Here is a 20,849-nt window from a genome sequence, read left to right as displayed (position 1 = left end):
AATGAAAAACTCATTTAAAATAATATTGGCATCAGGTGTTTTATTGTTGTCATTAAATTCATGCAAAAAAGGAGATTTAAACGTATTGCCCACCAATGATGTTACTGCGGCAACCGTTTATGCTACTCCGGCAGGTTATAAACAAGGTTTGGTTAAATTATATGCGGCTTATGCATTAACCAGTTCTACAGGATCGGATAATAGTGATATCGGTGGATTGAACTCGGGTTTTGCAGATTTCCTGCGTTTATTCTGGACTTCACAAGAGTTGGTAACCGATGAGGCGATCTGTGCCTGGGGAGATACCGGTATTCCGGAATTAGATTATGGTACACCAAGTGTGGATAACCAATTTTTAAGAGGATTATACTCGAGAAGTATTTTACAGATTACGGTTTGTAACGAATTTATTCGCGAAAGTACAGCCGATAAATTGGCTTCACGCAACATTACAGGTACCGATGCTGCAGATATTACCAGATATCGTGCAGAAGCCCGTTTTTTACGTGCTTATCAATATTGGGTGCTTTTAGATGCCTTTGGTAATCCTCCTTTTGTTACCGAAAATGATGAAATCGGTAAAGTAGCCCCAAAGCAGATCCAAAGGGCTGCCCTTTTTAGCTATATCGAATCAGAACTTAAAGCAATTGAGGGTGATTTAGCCAATGCGCGTGGCAACGAATATGGCCGTGCAGATAAAGGCGCTGATTGGGCTTTATTGGCCAGGTTATATTTAAATGCACAGGTGTATACCGGAACTGCAAAGTATACAGAAGCCATTACTTACTCGGGCAAGGTGATTGCTGCGGGTTATAGCTTAAAATCCAATTATATGGATCTTTTTAAAGCGGATAATAACATTAACAATACCGAGAATATTTTAACCATTAATTACGATGGAGTAACAGGTACCAATTATGGAGGCACCACATTCCTGATCAACGCAGGTATTAATGCCGATATGGGTACAGCATCATATGGTGTGCCGAACGGCGGTTGGGGCGGCAACAGGACCCGTCAGAATTTGCCTGCATTATTTCCAGATGCAAATGGAACTTTAGATAAACGCGGTACTTTCTTCGGTGCAAAAAATACAGTTGATGAAATTGGCGTATTTACAGATGGATTGCGTGTTACAAAATTTAAAAACATCATTGGTAACAGCACCATACCTCCATCATTAAACGGAACATTCAGCTCTTTGGATTTTGCCATTTTCCGCTTGGCTGAACAGTATTTAATTTACGGAGAAGCAGTTGCCCGTGGTGGTTCAGGTGGTGATGCAGGGAAAGCGCTCGAATATGTCAATGCCTTACGTCAACGTGCTTATGGCAATGCATCAGGTAATCTGACTCCAGCTGCATTAACCGTCGATTTTTATTTGGATGAGCGTGCCCGTGAATTATACTGGGAAGGTCACCGCCGTACCGATTTGGTGCGTTATGGTAAATTTACCGGTGGTACTTACTTATGGCCATTTAAAGGTGGAGTTAAAGCCGGAACATCTATTCCTGCCTACCGCAACATTTATCCGATTCCAGCGGCAGATTTAATTGCCAATCCGAATCTGGTTCAAAACACAGGTTATTAATCTTAATATTTTAATAAGATATGAAATCAATATTTTTCAAAACCTTGGCCTTTTGCTTTGTAGCACTGTCGCTTTGGTCGTGTAAAAAAGACGAAACACAAACGGTTTCAATTATTGGGGCAGCAGGCACACTTACCGCTTCTACCAATACATTGAGTTTGGTACAGGCAAATGGTGCGCAGGCCGCATTAACATTAAGCTATCCACTGGCTACGTCATCAGGTTATGTGGTGCCAGTAAACTCAACCTTACAGTTCGCGTTAAAGGGCACTAACTTTGCTGCTCCAAAAGAAGTAGTGGTTACCGCAAAAACTTATGCACCAACCGTAACCGAAATCAACAACATGATTTTGGCTTTAGGTGGAAAAGTTGGCGTTGCCGCCCAGGTTGAAGTAAGGTTGAAATCGGGAGCAGCCGTAAACGATTTAACTTACTCAAACGTGATCACTTTAACAGCTACACCTTATTTGGCTTCAGCATGGATTTATGTTCCAGGGGCTTATCAAGGATGGGATCCTGCTACTGCTGACAGTTTAATTTCGCTATCAAGCAATGGTATTTATACCGGAATGATTGCTTATACCGCCGGAAACCTGGAGTTTAAAATCACTCCTGCCAAAAAATGGGATATTGCCTATGGCGATGCTGGTGCGGGTAAAATCAGCAGTAGTGCAGGCGATAACTTAAAATCGCCAGATGCCATAGTAAAACAGGTAACCGTTGATTTAAATGCCAAAACCATAGCTTTTTCAACACCGAACGAATGGTCGATTATTGGAGACGCAACTTTGGGTGGCTGGAACAATGATACCGACATGAAAGTGGTAAATGATGGAAAATCAAATAATTACTCCGTTAAAACAACCTTAACCGCTGGTGCATTGAAATTCAGGTTCAAACACGATTGGACAGTTAATCTCGGTGGTAGTATAACTGCTTTAACCAATAATGGCGATAACATTGCCGTAACCGTTCCCGGAACTTATACCATTACTTTAGATGTAGCCGCTAAAAAAGCTACAATGGTTAAAAACTAATCCTTATTATCTGCCCTGCAGTTACATACTGCGGGGCTTTTTTAAAATCTTTAAAGTTTTAGCATGAACAGATCTCATACCCATCCAAATTATCCGTTTCCAATTCATAATCATACTAATACTTCCTTTTTTAAAAGGATAACAACCATTTTTACCCTACTGGTTGTTTTTCTAACAAACAATCTATTTGCCCAAAAGCTGGAGCGGATAGAACCAATGTTCTGGTTTACAGGCATGCACAACCCTAAATTACAACTGCTGGTGCATGGCGATAATATTGCCAATACCACAGTGGCCTTAAGTTATCCAGGGGTTAAGCTCATTAAGGTAAATAAAGTAGAAAATCCAAATTATCTATTCCTCGATTTAACAATTGCTGCGGCAGCCAAAGCCGGCAAATTCCCGATTAACTTTGTCGTTAATGGAAAAAAAATATTCAGTTACACTTACGAATTAAAAAACCGCGATAGAAGTGCGGGAAGGATTCAGGGCGTAACCAACAAAGATTTAATTTACTTGCTTATGCCCGATCGTTTTTCGAACGGCGATAAAAGCAACGATGTGGTTCAGGGTTTAACCGAAACTGCATTAAACCGCGATAGCATGTACTACCGCCATGGCGGCGATATACAAGGTGTAATCAACCACCTCGATTACCTGAAAGATTTAGGCGTAACTACAGTTTGGATGACACCAGAGGTAGAAAACGATATGCCACAAGCTTCATATCATGGCTACGCAGTAACCGATCATTATAAGATAGATCCACGTTATGGAACAAATGCGCTTTATAAAAAGTATGTAGAGATTGCCCATGCCAAAGGATTAAAAGTGATTAAAGATATTGTACATAACCACATTGGCACCCAACATTGGTTTTATAAAGATTTACCGATGAAAAGCTGGTTAAACCAATGGCCAAAGTATACGCAAACGAGTTACCGCGATCAGACCGTTATGGATGTACACGCCGCTGCGGCAGATCGTAAACAGATGTTAGATGGTTGGTTTGTACCTTCAATGCCCGATTTAAACCAGACCAATCCTTATGTACAGAATTACCTGACTCAAAATCACATCTGGTGGATCGAATATGCTGGTATTGATGGTTTACGTTTGGATACTTATGGATATAACGATCCGGTTTATATGGCCGATTGGGCTGTAAAAGTTCAGGCAGAATTCCCACATTTATCCGTTTTTGGCGAAACACTGGTAACTGCTGTGGCGAACCAGGCCTTTTTTACTGGTGGCAATACGGTTAACCGCGGTTTTGATACCCATTTGCAAGGAATTACCGATGCCACTTTAAAAGATGCAATTTACGAAGGAATAAACGGCAAAAACGGTTGGGTAGACGGAATTAACCGTTTGTATGCCACCTTAGCGCACGATTTTCTCTATAAAAACCCAAATACCAACTGCATCTTTTTAGATAATCACGATATGAGCCGCTTCTATTCGATGGTTGGCGAAGATTTCGATAAATACAAAATGGGAATGAGCATTCTCTTAACCATGCGGGGCATTCCCGAGATGTATTACGGAACAGAAATTTTAATGAAAAACTTTTCCAATCCCGATGGACTGATCCGTTCCGATTTTCCCGGTGGCTGGGAAGGTGATAAAAAGGATAAATTTATAGCCGATGGCCGTACAGGCAAAGAAAATGAAGCTTTCAATTTTGTTAAAACATTGGCCAATTTCCGCAAGAACAGCGCAGCATTACAAACCGGTAAATTGATGCAGTTTGTACCGCAAGATGATATTTACGTTTATTTCCGCTACAATACAGAACCAAAAGGGACAGTAATGGTTATTGTAAACAACACTGAAAAAGAAAAAACATTAAATACCGATCGTTTTGCCGAAAGAACGGCAGGAATTACAACTGCCAAAAATGTAATTACCGGCGAAAACATCAATTTTCAAAATATAACAGTGCCAGCCAAGACCACTTTGGTGCTCGAATTAAGGTAGAAGGTTGAGGGTTTAAGGCGGAAGGTAATTGCCACTTGCCAAAAAAATGCTACGCCTTGAAACCTGATACGTACTAAAAAATATAATAAAGATGCAAAATAATAGTCATATAGAACCTTCTGCCTTCAACCTTACGCCTTCTGCCTCAATAAAGGCCTGTCTCTTCGATTTAGATGGCGTACTTGTAGATACTGCAGTTTACCATTATAAAGCCTGGAAACGTTTGGCCAATACCATGAGTTTCGATTTTACAGAAGAGCAGAACGAACAGTTGAAAGGCGTTAGTCGGGTAGAAAGTTTAAATAAGATTCTCGTTTGGGGTGGTGTAGATAAAACCGATGCCGAAAAAGAAGAGCTTGCCAGTTTAAAAAACAGCTGGTATGTAGATATGATCACTAAAATGACACCGGCCGAAGTTTTGCCCGGAACGGTTGATTTCTTAACAGCGATTCACAAGGCCGGTTACAAATTGGCCTTGGGCTCGGCAAGTAAAAACTCAGGGATTATTTTAGAGAAGACAGACCTTGCTCATTTCTTCGATGAAATAGTTGATGGAAACATGGTCACCAAATCAAAACCTGATCCGGAAGTATTTTTAAAAGGAGCCGAACTTTTAGGTTTTGCACCTGATGAATGTGTGGTTTTTGAAGATGCTGTTGCGGGTGTAGAAGCTGCAAAAAGAGGCGGAATGAAAGCCATCGGTATCGGCGAAAAAAGCGTGCTTAGCCAGGCAGATGTGGTAGTAAGCGGATTAGACAAATTAACAGTTAAAGATTTAGAGAATTTATAGGCCTATGGCCGTCATTGCGAGGTACGAAGCAATCTTAAAACGAAAGAAATTCAAATCAATTGTGAGGATGAAAGCGCTGAAAGGAGATTGCTTCGTGCCTCGCAATGACGAAAGTAAAAAAGGATGAAAAATTACATTAAAGCAGATGAGTGGAATATTATCGAAGAAGGCTTTGATCCACATTTAAATAAAATTTCGGAAAGTATTTTCAGTTTGGGTAATGGCCGTATGGGCCAACGCGCCAACTTTGAAGAAACTTATACTGGAGATACTTTACCTGGGAATTACGTTGCAGGTGTTTATTATCCAGATAAAACCCGTGTGGGATGGTGGAAAAACGGATATCCGGAATATTTTGCAAAAGTATTGAACGCGGCTAACTGGGTAGGTATCGAAGTAAAAATAGATGAGGAAATCCTTGATCTGGCAACAGCTGAGGTAAGCGATTTTAAACGTGTGTTGAATATGCATGCCGGATACCTGGAGCGTACCTTCACTGCAAAATTAAAAAGCGGTAAAACCTTAAAAGTTAAATCAACCCGTTTTTGCAGCATTGCTGAGGATGAAGTTGGCGCCATCCGTTATAACATTACGCCATTAAATTTCGATGGTAAATTAACATTAACGCCTTTTATTGATGGCGATGTTAAAAATCAGGACAGCAACTACGACGAAAAATTCTGGGATAAGGTAGCGGACGAAATTTCTGGAACAGAAGCTTACATTAAATTAAGAACTAAGAAAACTGAATTTGAGGTTTGTACCGGGAGTAATATTGAACTATATAAAAATGCGGAGAAATTAGACATCAACCCTGAGGCTGTCCACAAAGAGAAATTTGTGGGACAAACTATCTCTCTTAATGTTAAAGCAAATGAAGAGATCACTTTGGTTAAAATCGCAGCGAATTTATCTTCAGAAAATTACCCGAAAGAATCACTTTTAAAAGAAACAAAATCGGTAATTGCCAAAGCATCTGGTAAAGGATTCGATACCTTGTTAAAAGAACAAACTAAAGCCTGGGCGAGCAAGTGGGAAGAAAGCGATATCATTATCGAAGGTGATGTTTCGGCTCAACAGGCCATTCGTTTCAATATTTTTCAGCTTTTTCAAACCTATACTGGTAAAGATGACCGGTTGAACATTGGTCCGAAGGGTTTTACGGGCGAAAAATACGGGGGCTCAACCTATTGGGATACAGAGGCTTATTGTGTGCCGTTTTATCTGGCAACTGCTCCACAGGAAGTGAGCAAAAACCTGTTAGTTTATCGCCATAAGCAATTGGGTAAAGCGATTGAAAATGCAGCAAAATTAGGTTTTAAAGACGGTGCAGCATTGTATCCTATGGTAACGATGAACGGTGAGGAATGCCACAACGAATGGGAAATTACCTTCGAAGAAATCCACCGTAATGGCGCCATCGCTTTTGCCATTTTCAATTACATCCGCTATACTGGTGACGAAAGCTACCTGACTGATTTTGGTTTAGAAGTGTTGATCGGTATTGTCCGATTCTGGAAACAACGCGTTAACTGGAGCAATGATAAACAGCAATATGTAATGCTTGGGGTAACCGGACCAAACGAATATGAGAACAATGTAAACAACAACTGGTACACCAATATTTTGGCTACCTGGTGTATGAAATATGCTACCGAAGCTGCCGGAATCGTGAAAACGCAGCAGCCCGAAAAATACAACAGTCTGTTAAAAAGCTTAAATTTCGATCAAAAGGAATTTACTGACTGGGCCGATATCATCGAGAAAATGTATTATCCACAAGATGAAAAACTGGGCATTTTCTTACAACAGGATGGATATTTAGATAAAGAACAAACTTTGGTGAAAGATCTTCCTGCCAGCGAACGTCCAATTAATCAAAAATGGAGCTGGGACAGGATTTTACGCTCGTGTTTCATTAAACAGGCCGACGTTTTACAGGGATTATATTTCTTTGAAGAAGATTACGATCTGGATACATTGAAACGCAACTTCGATTTTTATGAGCCACGTACCGTACACGAAAGTTCATTGTCTCCTTGTGTGCACAGTATTTTAGCGGCAAAATTAAATGATGAATCACGTGCATACGAATTCTACTTGCGTACCGCCCGTTTAGATCTGGATGATTATAACAATGATACCGAAGATGGTTTACACATCACTTCGATGGCTGGAACCTGGATGAGTGTGGTAGAAGGTTTTGCGGGCATGCGTGTGCGTGATGGTAAATTGCAGTTTAATCCTTTCTTGCCAGGCAAATGGAAATCTTTTTCGTTTACCATCGGCTTTAGGGGAGCTACCTTAAAGATTAATATTACCGAGAACGGTATCAGCATCAAAAACAATGCAGCCATTGATTTAGAAATCGGTATCAGAAACCAGTTTTATAAATTGGCCGGAAATACCGAAATTGAAGTAAATAACGCAGCGTTGGTATGATTGTAGAGGTAAAATGTAAAATGGAAAACGGATGGAGATTTGCCTCGACTGATCGTCATTGCGAGGAACGAAGCAATCTTAATGCGGTAGCCTATATTGTGGCAATTTTCTTTTTACTTATTTCATCACCATCCTTTGCACAAAAACAGCGTACAAAAATGAACGATAAACAGATCGTTATTTATCAGTTATTACCCCGTTTATTTGGGAATAAAAACAGCACAAATACGCCCTACGGTACCATTGAGCAGAACGGTTCTGGTAAGTTTAACGATATTACCGATAAAGCTTTAGATGGTATAAAAGAGCTCAGTGTTAATTATGTTTGGTACACAGGTGCACTTGCCCACGCAAGTTTAACCGATTATTCTGCCTATGGGATTAAACCTGATGATGCCGATGTGGTAAAGGGTAGAGCGGGCTCGCCTTATGCCATCCGCGATTATTACGATGTAGATCCCGATCTGGCTGTTGACGTTAAAAGTAGAATGAAGGAGTTTGAAGCACTGGTGAAAAGAACACATGCCAAAAACTTAAAAGTGCTGATCGATTTTGTGCCCAATCACGTAGCCAGAAGTTATCACTCTTATGCAAAACCAAAAAATATAATCGATTTTGGTGCCCAGGATGATGTAACCAAAGCTTTTAGTGCCAGAAACGATTTTTATTATAACCCTGGCCAGCCATTTGCAGTGCCAACAAGTGGTGCAAAGCAAACACCTATTTCTATTTTACAGGATGGTAAGTTTAATGAAAACCCTGCAAAAGCTACCGGTAACAATGTACTTTCTGCACAGCCTAAATATGACGACTGGTATGAAACCATTAAGCTGAATTATGGCGTAGATTATCAGAATGGCGAAAAGCAATATTTCGATCCCATTCCGCCGGTTTGGCTAAAAATGCGCAATATTTTAACTTATTGGGCCAATAAAGGGGTGGATGGTTTTAGGTGTGATATGGCCGAAATGGTGCCTATTGCTTTCTGGAACTGGGTAATTCCACAGGTTAAAAAAGTGAATCCTGATTTAATTTTTATCGGAGAAGCCTACAACCCAAAAGTTTACAAACAATATTTAGACGAAGGTAAATTCGATTATTTGTATGATAAAGTGGGTTTGTACGATGGACTTAAAAAACTGATCAGAAATGAACCAACTGCAGATGTGGCTGCGATTAAACAGGTGTGGCAGGTAGAAAGTGCTGGTTTTGGCAAACACATGTTGCGCTTTTTAGAAAACCACGATGAAGAACGCATTGCATCAGCAGGATTTGCAGGGAAAGCCGAACTCGCTTTACCTGCAATGGTTGTTTCGGCAACATTAGGCTCGGGGCCGGTGATGCTTTATTTCGGTCAGGAAGTTGGCGAACCTGGAAAAGGTCAGGAAGGATTTGGCGGCGACGACAACAGAACCACTATTTTTGATTATTGGGGTGTTCCCAATCACCAGAAATGGATGAATAATGGCGCTTTTGATGGTAAGCAATTAAGTGAAAACGAGCAGAAATTACGTGCTTACTACCAACAGTTATTAAAAGTTACTTCAACCAGCGATGCCGTAATGAATGGCGAAATTTATGAGGTGCCGGTTACAGGTAATATGAATAAGCACATGTATGCTTTTATCCGTTACTCTGGCAAACAGCGTTTATTGGTAGTGGCCAATTTTGATCGGACACAAACCTTAACCGCCAATATCGAAATCCCTGATCAGGTTTTAAAAGTTAAACATTCAGTTCCGGTTACAGATCTGTTAACAGACAGAAAATTAAATATCCCGGCAGGAACAAGTATACCCGTAACCGTTACGCCCGTTAGCGCACAGGTAATAGCGTTTTAACCACTAGTGGTGCGTCAAGCGGCGTGCGGTTAGCGATTGAACATTAATTGTATAATCAAAATATATAACGCCATGCGCCCTGCGCTTAGCGCTTAAACAATGCAAAATGAGCTTAAAAACAGTATTCGAGAACCCGAAATTAACACTCGTACAGATCATCAACATGAGCGTTGGTTTTTTTGGGATTCAGTTCGGTTGGGATTTACAGCGCGCAAACATGGGCCGTATTTACGAAAACCTTGGCGCTAATCCCGATCAGGTTCCGTTATTGTTTTTGGCCGCGCCCTTAACCGGCTTATTGGTACAACCTATTATTGGTTACCTGAGCGACCGTACCTGGCACCCAAAATGGGGTAGAAGAAGACCCTATTTTATGATCGGGGCCATTGTAAGCAGTATTGCATTAATTTTTATGCCACATAGCAGTGTGTTGTGGATGGCCGCTGGTTTACTTTGGATTCTGGATGTTTTTGGGAATATTGCAATGGAACCTTTCCGCGCTTTTGTTACCGATAAATTACCCGATAGTCAGGTTAACCGCGGGTTCATTATGCAGAGTATGATGATCGGTTTAGGTGGAAGTGTAGCATCAGCATTGCCATGGATTATGAACAACGTATTCCACTTAACCAATACTGCAGAACAGGGGAGTATTCCTGAAAATGTAAAGTTTTCTTTTTATATCGGTGCATTTTTCTTTTTCGCCGCGGTATTGTGGACGGTTTTTACCACTAAAGAATACCCACCTCAGGATGTAGATTTTAAAGAAAAAGTAAAAGAAAGCAATAAAGGTTTTGGTGGTGGTGCGAGAGAAATTTTTCATGCCTTAAGGAATATGCCAAAAAGAATGCAGATTGTTTCTTTGGTGCAGTTTTTTACTTGGCCAGGTTTGTTTTTAATGTGGTTTTATTATACCACAGCCGTTGCCGTGAATGTTTTTGGTGGAAAAGATGCTGCTGATCCGGTTTATGCGCATGGTGCAGATTTTGGAAGTTTAACACTCGCGTACTACAGTGTTATTACTTTTCTTTTCGCACTGGTGCTGCCAAAAATTGCCGATGCGCTGGGCCGTAAAATCACACATGCCCTTTGTTTAATCTGTGGAGCCATTGGTTTAATCAGCGTAGCCTGGGTGCACGATAAAAATATGCTGTATTTATGCATGACTGGTGTGGGGATTGCCTGGGCCAGTATACTTTCTATGCCCTATGCCATGCTGAGCGGTTCTCTGCCCAAAGATAAAATCGGGATCTACATGGGCATTTTCAACTTTTTTATCGTACTGCCAGAGATTATGGCCTCATTAGGCTTTGGTTGGTTAATGCGTAATGTGTTAAATAACGATAGGCTTTTGGCAGTTCAATTGGGTGGGGGTTTAATGATTCTGGCTGCTGTAATCTGTTTTGTATTTATCCGTGAACCAAAGAAAACAGACGAGGTCTTGGCTTCTAAACTTGGGTTAGAAGAAAATAGATCGGTGTAATATTCCGTGGTCTGTGTCCCCACAGACCACTATAATAGTATTTCGGTCTGTGGGGACACAGACCGAGGAGATAAACTGTGCCTGGAAATTGTAAAATCCCTAACCAAATGAAAAAAATAATTTACCTATTGTTATTGGTAGTAGCGTTTAATAGCGCCTGTAAAAAAGCATCTACAGATGTTAGCCTAGAACCAACGCCAACAAATCAAACAGCGGCTTTACCTGCCGGGGCGAGAGATGGCGTGGTATTTATCAACAACGGAACATCGGCGATAGTAACATTATATGCACCAGGTAAAAAGTCAGTCTCGCTAATTGGAGAGTTTAACGATTGGTCTACCACAACGCTAGCTATGAAAAATACACCAGATGGGGGTTATTGGTGGATTCAGGTAGATAATTTAAACCCCAATACAGAATATGCCTACCAGTTTTATGTAGATGGAAACTTAAAAGTTGCCGATCCTTATTGCGAGAAAATACTCGATCCAGATTATGATAAATACATTACTGCAGCAACGTACTCAAACTTAAAAGCCTATCCAGCGGGTAAAACAACCGGTATTGTAAGTGTAATGCAGGCCAATCAGTCAACTTACACCTGGAAAAACACCAGTTTTTCCCGCCCGGCTAAAGATAACCTGGTGATTTATGAATTGTTGATTCGCGATTTTACCACCGATCATAACTACGCCTCAACACTGGCCAAACTCGATTATCTGATCGGTTTGGGCATAAACGCAATTGAGTTAATGCCAGTAAACGAATTTGAAGGTAATTTGAGCTGGGGCTACAATCCGTCGTTTTATTTTGCCCCTGATAAATATTATGGGACTAAAACCGCGCTACAAAACTTTATTGATGAATGCCACGGAAAAGGAATTGCGGTAATTATGGATATGGTGCTAAACCACTCTTTCGGTCAATCGCCTATGGTGCAATTGTATTTTGATGGCGCTAAGCCAACCAATGCTAGTCCATGGTTTAATGTTGATGCAAAACATCCATTTAATGTGGGGTATGATTTTAACCATGAAAATTTGGCTACTAAAAAGTTCTCGAAAGATGTGATGAAATTTTGGATGCAGCAATATAAAATTGATGGTTTCCGTTTCGATCTGTCGAAAGGATTTACACAGAAATCGTCAACTAGTGATGACCAGTTTAGATTGTACGATGCCGGGCGGATTGCAATTTGGAAAGATTATAATGGTTTTATCAAAAGTTTAGATCCTAATTTTTATGTGATTTTGGAGCACTTTGCTGAGGAAGCTGAAGAAAAAGTTTTGGCCGATGAGGGTATGATGCTTTGGAACAACATGAATTACAACATGAACGAAGCAACCATGGGCTGGTTAGATAATTCTAATTTTCAGTGGGGTTTTTATGCCAATCATGGGTTTGCCAAGTCAGAGAATTTGGTTGGCTATGGCGAAAGTCACGACGAAGAGCGATTAAATTTTAAGAATATTACTTATGGAAATGCTTCAGGCAGTTATGTAATTAAAGGAAATTTAGCCACTTCATTAAAAAGAGAAGAATTAACAGCCGCATTTTTATTTAGTRTCCCCGGACCAAAAATGATCTGGCAGTTTGGAGAATTGGGTTACGATGTAAGTATCGATTTTAATGGAAGAACAGGCGAAAAACCAATTAAATGGGATTATTACGCCGATCCGAATCGTAAAGCATTATATGATGTTTACGCTAAATTTATCAGATTGAAAAAGAACAATACCATTTTTAATTCAACAAGCTCAACCTATAGTCTTGCTGGTGGAATCAAGTTCATTAAATTAACAGAAGGTGCGAATACGGTTGTAGTGGTTGGGAATTTTGATGTAGTGCACCAGATAGCCAATATTGATTTTGGTTCATCAGGAACTTGGGTGGATGCGGTTGGAAGCAGCATAAACCTTTCATCAAATAGCTATAACAGAACTTTAGCACCGGGAGAATATCACATTTTCAGTAAAACAGCTTTAAAGTAAAATCGTTGGTCGGAATTTGTAATCCCGTCCTCCTTAGAACTAAGGATTTTTAATCCTTTGGCAGATTGTCAATAAACTGTAATAAAATCGAGATTATAAATCTCCACCAACAAACTTTTTTCACATTGATAAAAATCGGCGCGTAATAATCTTGTTGTTTTTAGTTAATATTGCGATAACAACTAACAGGCTAATGAACAGTAAACTAGCGCATCACTTATTATGGGAACGGTTACGGGTTGGCGATAAAGATGCGTTTTTTGACCTTTATTCAGCACTTTATTACTCGCTCGTAAATTTCGGGATCAGGGTTTGTGCCGATGCCGATACTTCAAGTGAAGCTACCGACCTTGTTTTTACCACCATTTGGGAGAAACACGAAAGCCTAACCCGTGTTGATAATGTTGAAGCCTATCTGCGTACCTTCCTTAAACGCAAACTGCTCAGAATATTAGAAAGAAAGCGTAAAATTAACGATGCACTTTTTAATGCAGGGGCCGATGGCGATTGGATGGAAATGAGCTACGAAGAGTTTATTGTTAAGGTACAAAGCGACGAACTGGTACAACATCAGCTCAAAAATGCGCTAGAAAAATTAACCTTCCGTCAAAAACAGTTGATCCATTTAAAATTTTTTGACGGACTAAGCTACGAACAGATTGCCGAGCAGAGCAACCAAACCATAAAAACGGCATATAATACCATCTACGACGCCCTTAAAATCCTAAGGAAAGAATTTAATGCGTAAATCTCCGCATTTCGTCATCTCGATCGCAGCGCAGCGGAATAGAGAGATCTTTTGCAGTTAGTTCAATTCCTTTATAAACTTCTGATTTGGGCAGAAAATCTGCGTTAACGATAGGAGCGGCATCCTTTTGGTGTCATCCTGAGCCCGTAAAAGGAAAGCCAAAAGATACAGCGGATAGCGTGTTAAAACGTCCAAAAAATTAATACTTAAAACTTCTGAAGCCTTTCTATCCTCACAGTCTGCCAGTTTGAGATAGTGGATTTTATATTTTGAAAAACGAACATTCCTGTCTCCGTAGGTGCTGTAGTCCCGTTATGCACTCCAATCTTTTTATTGCAAATAAACGTTATAGTTAATATGGTTTTTAAGCAATAAAAAGGATTTCCGTTACTACCAGGTTTAGGGAACTGGGTGTGTGGTTCTTGGCATTTAATCCTTCTGCTCCCTGCAACCTTCAATAGTAATACAGCCTCGGCCACCTAAACCTGATAGGAGCGATATGAAATAAAGCGGATAGCAGGACTATCAAACCCAAATGCTTYTGTAATTGCTTTCGCAGAAAAAAAACATAAAAACTGCTTGAACCTTGAGCGGATTAACTCCTTTGTATTTCTTAATCGGCATTCCTACAAATTAAATTTCTTCGTTCTATCTATATTCAGGGCACATATTCCGCTATCTTAAAAAAAAGTTAAAATTTCCTTAGGAAAAAGTAAAGCTTTTGGGCACTGATATATAAAAGGCAAATTAGAATGGTTGATAGAAGTAAATTCAATGCAGAAGATTTTCTTGTCGATAGTACTTTTCAGCAGTATTGTGCTGAAACAGATAAGCTTTGCGTTGGATATTGGGAGAAGTACATTAATGCCCACCCTGAGCAGGCTGTAGTAATTGCAGAAGCAAAAAAACTTTATGTGATATTGAGCGGGAATAAACGCCCATTAAATAAACAAACAGAAAGCCTGAAGGAAAGTATGTTTCCAGCAGAAAAAGTAGTTAAACTGAACCGTTATTTATGGCTTAAAATAGCTGCAGCATTAGCTTTAGTGCTTGGCTCAGTATTGGTTTATAACACATACTTTAAGTATAACAATACAAAAAATGCTGTAACGGAGGTTTACACCTTTACCACAAAAAGTGGTGAGCGTAAAAAAATTAAACTTCAGGATGGAACATCTGTATTATTAAACGCAAAAAGTTCTTTATCTATAACCAAAGGTTTCAACGATCAATTCAGAGAGGTTACCCTAAGGGGTGAGGCTTTTTTTGATGTGGCTCACGATAAAAATAAACCTTTTAAAGTGCACACGGCCGATTTTAACATCAATGTACTGGGTACTGCTTTTAATGTGAAAGCATATCCCGATGAAACAACTTCAGAAGCAACTTTAATCCGTGGCTTAATTACCATGGAAGCCGTAAATGGAAATGGCGGAACCATTACTTTAAAACCAAGTCAGAAAGTTACTTTTTATAAGAGCGTTGCTCCGCAACAAAAAAGCAAATTGCTTAAACCTACTGCTTTACAGCCCGAAATTACCATTAACCATTACACAAAGATTAAAGACAGCACCATTGTAGAAACCGCCTGGACGCAGAACCGGATCGAAATATACGATCAGGATTTTGATGAGATTAGGAATGTTCTAGAAAAATGGTATAACGTAGAAATCAGATTTACAGATCCTTCAATAGAAAAATACCGCTTTACAGCGACCATAACAAACGAAAGTATCGAACAGGTTTTACAAGCTTTAAAAGACACTGAAAATAATTTTAAATATGAGATAAAAGGAAAACAGGTAACCATCTCGAAATAGAAAGAAAAAAGGACGGTGTTGGAGCACCGCCCTTAACAATTTCTCTTTTGATTAATTAATGGCAGTTTATGCGCAAACAGATTGCTGCCAAGAACTTTATGCAACCAAAAAAACAAAAATATGATTTATTATTACTTACTGCAAGGGCGCCCAAAATATAAAGCGCTTCTAAAATTCATTATGCTAATGAAACTAGCCTGTATTATGGTTTTCATTACCTGTCTTAATGTTTCGGCATCGGTTTTTTCTCAGGAAAAAATTTCTTTGGATGTTAAGAAAACAAAACTGGCCAGGGTATTACAGATTATTGAGCAGCAAAGCAGTTACCATTTTGTTTACAGCTCTTCTTACGTACCGGTAAACAAGGATGTAAGCATTACTGTAACCAATACTTTGGTAACAGATGTATTGGCAGCCATTTTAAACAGAACCAACCTGAAATATTCTGTTTCGGATGGTGGCTTAATTGTAATTAGCAAAAATAAAGAAGTCCCGATTTCAGGAACCGTTAAAGATGCCCTTGGAGGGGTTTTGCCTGGCGCAAGTGTTAGGGTAAAAGGAACAGGCATTGGTACTTCTACCGATGTGAATGGTAAATTTGCATTAAATGCGCCTGAAAATGCAATTCTGGTAATTTCTTATGCTGGTTTTCAAACCAAGGAAATTGCCATCGGTTCGCAGACCAATATCGATATCGTATTATCAGAAGATACCAAACAGCTTACCGATGTGGTGGTTACTGCTTTGGGTATCAAAAAAGAAAGAAGGGCCTTAGGTTACTCTGTTACGCAAGTTAGTGGTGAAACGCTAACCCAGGCAAGGGAAAATAATGTGGCCAACTCTTTGGTTGGTAAAGTGGCTGGTCTGGATATCAGTTCTACCTCTGGTGGCGCGGGAGCAGCAACCAGTGTAACCATCCGTGGTGTTTCTAGTTTAAGTCAAACTAATCAACCCTTATATGTAATTAATGGGGTGCCGATGGAGAATAAACCGGTGGGTTTAAATAATCTCAATGGCAATGGTAACTCTGGCGGCCAATACGATAATGCTCCAGATTTAGGAGATGCTGTTGGGAACTTAAATCCTGACGATATTGAAAGTATTTCAGTGCTGAAAGGTGCAGCAGCATCGGCATTGTATGGCTATCGTGCAAAAGCAGGTGTAATTTTAATTACCACAAAAAGTGGAAAGGGAAACAGCATAGAATTTAATAGTAATTATGTAGCAGAACAGGTTATGGACAGAACCAACTGGCAATATGTTTATGGACAGGGAGCCAATGGTGTAAAGCCCGTTGATGCCGCTGCAGCGGCACAGGTGGGTGGTTCCAGCTGGGGAGCAAAATTAGATGGATCTAATGTAATCCAGTTTGATGGTGTTTCCAGACCTTATACTGCACAGAAAAACAACATCGAAGATTTTTACCGTACTGGGGGTACATGGTCTAATACTGTGGCATTGAACAAAAGTTTTGATGGCGGTACCATCCGCTTATCAGCTAACGATGTTCATAATAATTCGGTTGTTCCAAATTCAGGTTTAAGTAGGCAGTCTTTTAATTTTACAGGTACTTTTAATCCGGTTAAACGCTTAACTATCGATGCCCGCATGAATTACATTTTAGAGCAGGCGAAAAACAGGCCAATGGTTTCAGACGGTGCAGGTAATGCCAATTATAATGTTGCTTTTTTACCAACAAGCGTAAGCGTAAATGATCTTAAGCCATGGAAAGACGCAAATGGCAATGAAATCCAATACAATAAAGGCAATGCTTATGCAACCAATCCTTGGTTCGCTGCAAACGAGTTTGTAAACGATACCAAACGCGACCGTTTAATCAGTTCGTTCAGTGCTAAATATACTTTTGATAGTGGGCTGTTTTTACAGGGGCGTGCCGGACGTGACGCCTATACTGACAGCTATAAAAACGTGGTACCATCAGGTACCGCTTATTATGCACCCGGTAAAATTGTAGAACAGGCAACTAAGTTTGCCGATGTGAATGTGGATGTTTTAGTAGGTAAACCTTTTAAAATAGATGAAGATTTTGCTGTTACACCGAATGTTGGAGCGAGTTATCGTAGAACAAACGTTAATCAGACAACAAACAGTGGGGCAGATTTTGCAGTTTTCGGTGTTTATAATATTCTAAATGCCAAGAATAAATCTGTGGCATATGTAGCATCCGTAGCCGAAACCCAATCTGTATATGGTACTTTAGAACTTGCCTATAAAGACATTTTTTATTTAACAGGAAGTGGTCGTACCGATTGGTTCTCTACGTTGGCAACGCCAGGTAAAGACAATAAATTGAGTGTATTTTACCCGTCGGTTAGTGGCTCATTTGTTTTCTCCGAACTTTGGAAACCATCTTTCTTAACTTTTGGTAAAGTGAGGGCTGGCTACGCAGTTGTTGGTCAGGCAACAGATCCTTATCAAACTTTATTAACTTACAGTTTAAGGAGTGAAGTGTTAAATGGTTTGCCGTTAGGCACTATTTCTAATGTAAATATTCCAAATTCGGCATTAAAAGCATCAAAAGCAACCGAATTGGAAGTTGGTACCGAAATGCGTTTTTTAGGAGATCGCTTGAACCTCGATCTCACCTGGTATAAAAAAACCTCTAAAGATGAAATCACCTTTGTTACTACATCGACATCAACCGGTTATAGTGGAGCCGTTTTAAATTCTGGTAAGATCGAAAACAAAGGTGTTGAATTATTGCTATCCGGACAGGTGTTAAAAAGTAAAGATTTTGTGTGGACATCATCTTTAAACGGATCTTACAATGATAATAAAGTAATTTCTCTTGCTGATGGTGTAACCTCAAACCTTATTGCAACCTCACGGCCAGGTGTTGGCTTTTTACAAAACATTCCAGGCAAAGCCGCCTCGCAGGTAATGGCATATGATTACAAATATGATGCGGCAGGAAAAGTCATGCTTGGTGCAAACGGTGCACCTCAACGAGGCGATCTTGTTGCATACGGTTCTGCTTACAATAAATGGTTTGCCGGTTGGAACAACGAGTTTAATTATAAAGGTGCAACATTATCATTTTTGATTGATGGTAAATGGGGAGGAAAAGTATTCTCTGCTACTGATTATTATGGCTATGTGTTCGGTTTGCATCAAGCTACACTGGAAAACCGTGAGGCCTTGGGCAATACCGCAGCAACTTACTATCAGCTGTCAGCAGATAATGTTTCAAATAAATTTGTACAGGATGCCAGTTTCATTAAGCTCAGACAGATGACCTTAGGTTATAACTTTCCAGCCAAAATGTTCAAGAACAAAATACATGGTTTAAATGTAAGTTTTGTCGGTCGAAATTTATTTATCCTGATGAAAAAGACGGATAACATCGACCCTGAGTCCAGTTACAATGCTACTTTTCCAGGATTGGAACTAGGTGGTGTGCCGCCGGTTAGAACATTTGGCGTAAACCTTAGTGTGAAGCTTTAATTTTAAACAGACAGAACAATGAAAACAAACATATTAAAAAAATATAGCCTGTTACTTTGTATCGGCATGTTAATAATCTCTGGTTGCACCAAAGATTTCGAAGATATCAATACCAACCCTTCTGCATATGGGGCAGCTTCTTTCGATACTAATTTTACCTTAACTACCGCTCAGCTTACTTACACTGGGAGCATCGATTTCGCTTACGATACCTGGAGAGGGAATTTGATTTATTCATCTACTATGATGCAGGGGCTTTCTACTGTTGTAAGCTATTGGGCAGGAGATAAGTATCTGCTTAATGAAGGTTATACTGCAGCTTATTGGGGCAGTACCTCCGTTGGTGCTTATGTAGAACAAGTTAAACCTATTGTTGATATTGTTGAATTTACAAAAGGATCTTCCAAGTATAATAACGTACGCCAGGTTGCACGTTTATGGAAAGCTTTAATTTTTGAACGTATTACCGATCTGTATGGTGATGTGCCTTATTCGGAAGCAGGACAAGGTTATTATACAGGTAATTTAGCACCTAAATATGATAAGCAACAGGCAATTTATACCGATTTATTAAAAGAGGTAGAAGAAGCAACAAATGCATTGGATGTGAATGGTGATAAGGTTACTGGAGATGCCATTTATAAAGGAGACATCAATAAATGGAAAAGATTCGGTAACACTTTATTATTGCGTATAGCCATGCGCTTAACCAAGGTTGATGAAAATACAGCTAAAGCCTATGCACAAAAGGTAATTGGTAAAACCATGGCCAGCAATGATGATAATGCCTTCGTTAAACACGATGTATCAGGCGCAAGGGTTACGCAGAACCGCAACAGTCAGGTATTGGCTGGCGATGGTGGACAAGAAAATTATTATGTGAAGTGGTCACAAAATTTTATTAATAAATTAAAATCAGCAAACGACCCACGTTTAGGAAAAGTTGCCGTTACAGGGCTTTTTCTTGATGAAAACACGAAGACACAAAATCCTAATTACAGTTCCGACCCACTTGTTCAAAAAGGAATGCCTAACGGGAAAGATTTAAGTGGTATTGCTGGTAGGGATATTAGGCAAGATGCTTCTTATACAACTTTTCCTGCTTATTCATCACCTAACCCGGCAATGATTAAGAAAGATGGTATTACCTTTATCTTAACTTATACCGAAAGTGAATTGTTATTGGCAGAAGCTGCGCAAAGATGGGCAATTGGTGGATCAGCCGCGGCCCACTATGCTAATGGTTTATCTGCTGGTATCACTTTCTTATCTCAATACGATGCCAGTCTGGCGATATCAAGCACTGTAGCCGATGCCTATGCCATTGCCAATCCGTACATCGCAGCTAATGGTTTGGAAATGATTAATACCCAATATTGGCTACACACATGCACCATGTTGGATTTTTACGAAACATGGTCTAATTGGCGCAGGTCTGGATTCCCGACTTTAACGCCTGTGGTTTATCCTGGGAATGCTACTAACGGAACTATTCCCCGTCGTTTCCCTTATCCAGTAGAGGAAGCAGCTAAAAATGGTGTTAACTACAAGGCCGCTTCCGCAGCTGTACCAGGTGGCGATAACCTTGCAGGTAGAGTTTGGTGGGATAAATAATTTATATCATCCCGGTTTTTTACCAGCCGACATTGCTTATGCAGTGT

Annotated in this window: 12 protein-coding genes; all 12 read left to right on the top strand. The window is 39.9% G+C overall.

Annotated features, from left to right (window positions below; translation table 11 throughout):
* Window position 1: 1 nt before the first annotated feature.
* The 12 genes from AC1DND_RS00355 (at window position 2) to AC1DND_RS00300 (ending at window position 20,802) form a co-directional block, all read left to right on the top strand.
* Window positions 2-1,591 (top strand): RagB/SusD family nutrient uptake outer membrane protein, encoded by a 1,590-nt coding sequence (locus AC1DND_RS00355; protein WP_477578167.1) that lies wholly within the window; start codon window positions 2-4, stop codon window positions 1,589-1,591.
* A gap of 20 nt (window positions 1,592-1,611) precedes the next feature.
* Entirely contained in the window at window positions 1,612-2,628 is a 1,017-nt protein-coding gene (locus AC1DND_RS00350; protein WP_477578165.1) for a SusE domain-containing protein, read from the top strand.
* A gap of 63 nt (window positions 2,629-2,691) precedes the next feature.
* Window positions 2,692-4,608, top strand: coding sequence for a glycoside hydrolase family 13 protein (locus tag AC1DND_RS00345; protein ID WP_477578163.1), 1,917 nt, complete (start codon window positions 2,692-2,694; stop codon window positions 4,606-4,608).
* Window positions 4,609-4,699: 91 nt separating this feature from the next.
* On the top strand, window positions 4,700-5,398 hold the full coding sequence (gene pgmB / locus AC1DND_RS00340) for a beta-phosphoglucomutase (RefSeq protein WP_477578161.1): 699 nt from the start codon (window positions 4,700-4,702) through the stop codon (window positions 5,396-5,398).
* 123 nt (window positions 5,399-5,521) lie between these two features.
* Window positions 5,522-7,840: a glycoside hydrolase family 65 protein gene (locus AC1DND_RS00335; RefSeq protein ID WP_477578159.1), complete on the top strand. Its 2,319-nt coding sequence runs from the start codon at window positions 5,522-5,524 to the stop codon at window positions 7,838-7,840.
* Window positions 7,837-9,681, top strand: a complete 1,845-nt coding sequence (locus AC1DND_RS00330) for an alpha-amylase family protein (RefSeq protein ID WP_477578157.1) — start codon at window positions 7,837-7,839, stop codon at window positions 9,679-9,681. The genes AC1DND_RS00335 and AC1DND_RS00330 overlap by 4 nt, the downstream gene beginning before the upstream one ends.
* Before the next feature lie 106 nt (window positions 9,682-9,787).
* The gene (locus tag AC1DND_RS00325) at window positions 9,788-11,164 is read left to right on the top strand and encodes an MFS transporter (protein ID WP_477578155.1); all 1,377 of its coding nucleotides are present in this window, start codon (window positions 9,788-9,790) and stop codon (window positions 11,162-11,164) included.
* Between the two features lie 107 nt (window positions 11,165-11,271).
* The gene (locus AC1DND_RS00320) at window positions 11,272-13,155 is read left to right on the top strand and encodes an alpha-amylase family glycosyl hydrolase (RefSeq protein ID WP_477578154.1); all 1,884 of its coding nucleotides are present in this window, start codon (window positions 11,272-11,274) and stop codon (window positions 13,153-13,155) included.
* Window positions 13,156-13,348: 193 nt separating this feature from the next.
* Window positions 13,349-13,903: an RNA polymerase sigma factor gene (locus tag AC1DND_RS00315; protein ID WP_477578152.1), complete on the top strand. Its 555-nt coding sequence runs from the start codon at window positions 13,349-13,351 to the stop codon at window positions 13,901-13,903.
* Between the two features lie 752 nt (window positions 13,904-14,655).
* Complete coding sequence (locus AC1DND_RS00310; protein ID WP_477578150.1) at window positions 14,656-15,723, top strand: FecR family protein; 1,068 nt, start codon at window positions 14,656-14,658, stop codon at window positions 15,721-15,723.
* A 186-nt stretch (window positions 15,724-15,909) separates the two neighbouring features.
* Entirely contained in the window at window positions 15,910-19,188 is a 3,279-nt protein-coding gene (locus tag AC1DND_RS00305) for a SusC/RagA family TonB-linked outer membrane protein (protein WP_477578149.1), read from the top strand.
* A gap of 18 nt (window positions 19,189-19,206) precedes the next feature.
* Window positions 19,207-20,802, top strand: coding sequence for a SusD/RagB family nutrient-binding outer membrane lipoprotein (locus AC1DND_RS00300; protein WP_477578147.1), 1,596 nt, complete (start codon window positions 19,207-19,209; stop codon window positions 20,800-20,802).
* Window positions 20,803-20,849: the final 47 nt, after the last annotated feature.

The organism is Pedobacter sp. 01N416, assembly GCF_056399685.1.
The sequence above is the reverse complement of the archived record's forward strand: the minus strand, read 5'-3'. Positions and strand labels throughout refer to the sequence as shown.

Coding starts and splice junctions, on each gene's coding strand:
- AC1DND_RS00350 (WP_477578165.1), top strand. CDS start 1,612: ATGAAATCAATATTTTTCAAAACCTTGGCCTTTTGCTTTGTAGCACTG.
- AC1DND_RS00315 (WP_477578152.1), top strand. CDS start 13,349: ATGAACAGTAAACTAGCGCATCACTTATTATGGGAACGGTTACGGGTT.
- AC1DND_RS00355 (WP_477578167.1), top strand. CDS start 2: ATGAAAAACTCATTTAAAATAATATTGGCATCAGGTGTTTTATTGTTG.
- AC1DND_RS00335 (WP_477578159.1), top strand. CDS start 5,522: ATGAAAAATTACATTAAAGCAGATGAGTGGAATATTATCGAAGAAGGC.
- AC1DND_RS00300 (WP_477578147.1), top strand. CDS start 19,207: ATGAAAACAAACATATTAAAAAAATATAGCCTGTTACTTTGTATCGGC.
- AC1DND_RS00345 (WP_477578163.1), top strand. CDS start 2,692: ATGAACAGATCTCATACCCATCCAAATTATCCGTTTCCAATTCATAAT.
- AC1DND_RS00325 (WP_477578155.1), top strand. CDS start 9,788: ATGAGCTTAAAAACAGTATTCGAGAACCCGAAATTAACACTCGTACAG.
- AC1DND_RS00310 (WP_477578150.1), top strand. CDS start 14,656: ATGGTTGATAGAAGTAAATTCAATGCAGAAGATTTTCTTGTCGATAGT.
- AC1DND_RS00305 (WP_477578149.1), top strand. CDS start 15,910: ATGAAACTAGCCTGTATTATGGTTTTCATTACCTGTCTTAATGTTTCG.
- pgmB (WP_477578161.1), top strand. CDS start 4,700: ATGCAAAATAATAGTCATATAGAACCTTCTGCCTTCAACCTTACGCCT.
- AC1DND_RS00330 (WP_477578157.1), top strand. CDS start 7,837: ATGATTGTAGAGGTAAAATGTAAAATGGAAAACGGATGGAGATTTGCC.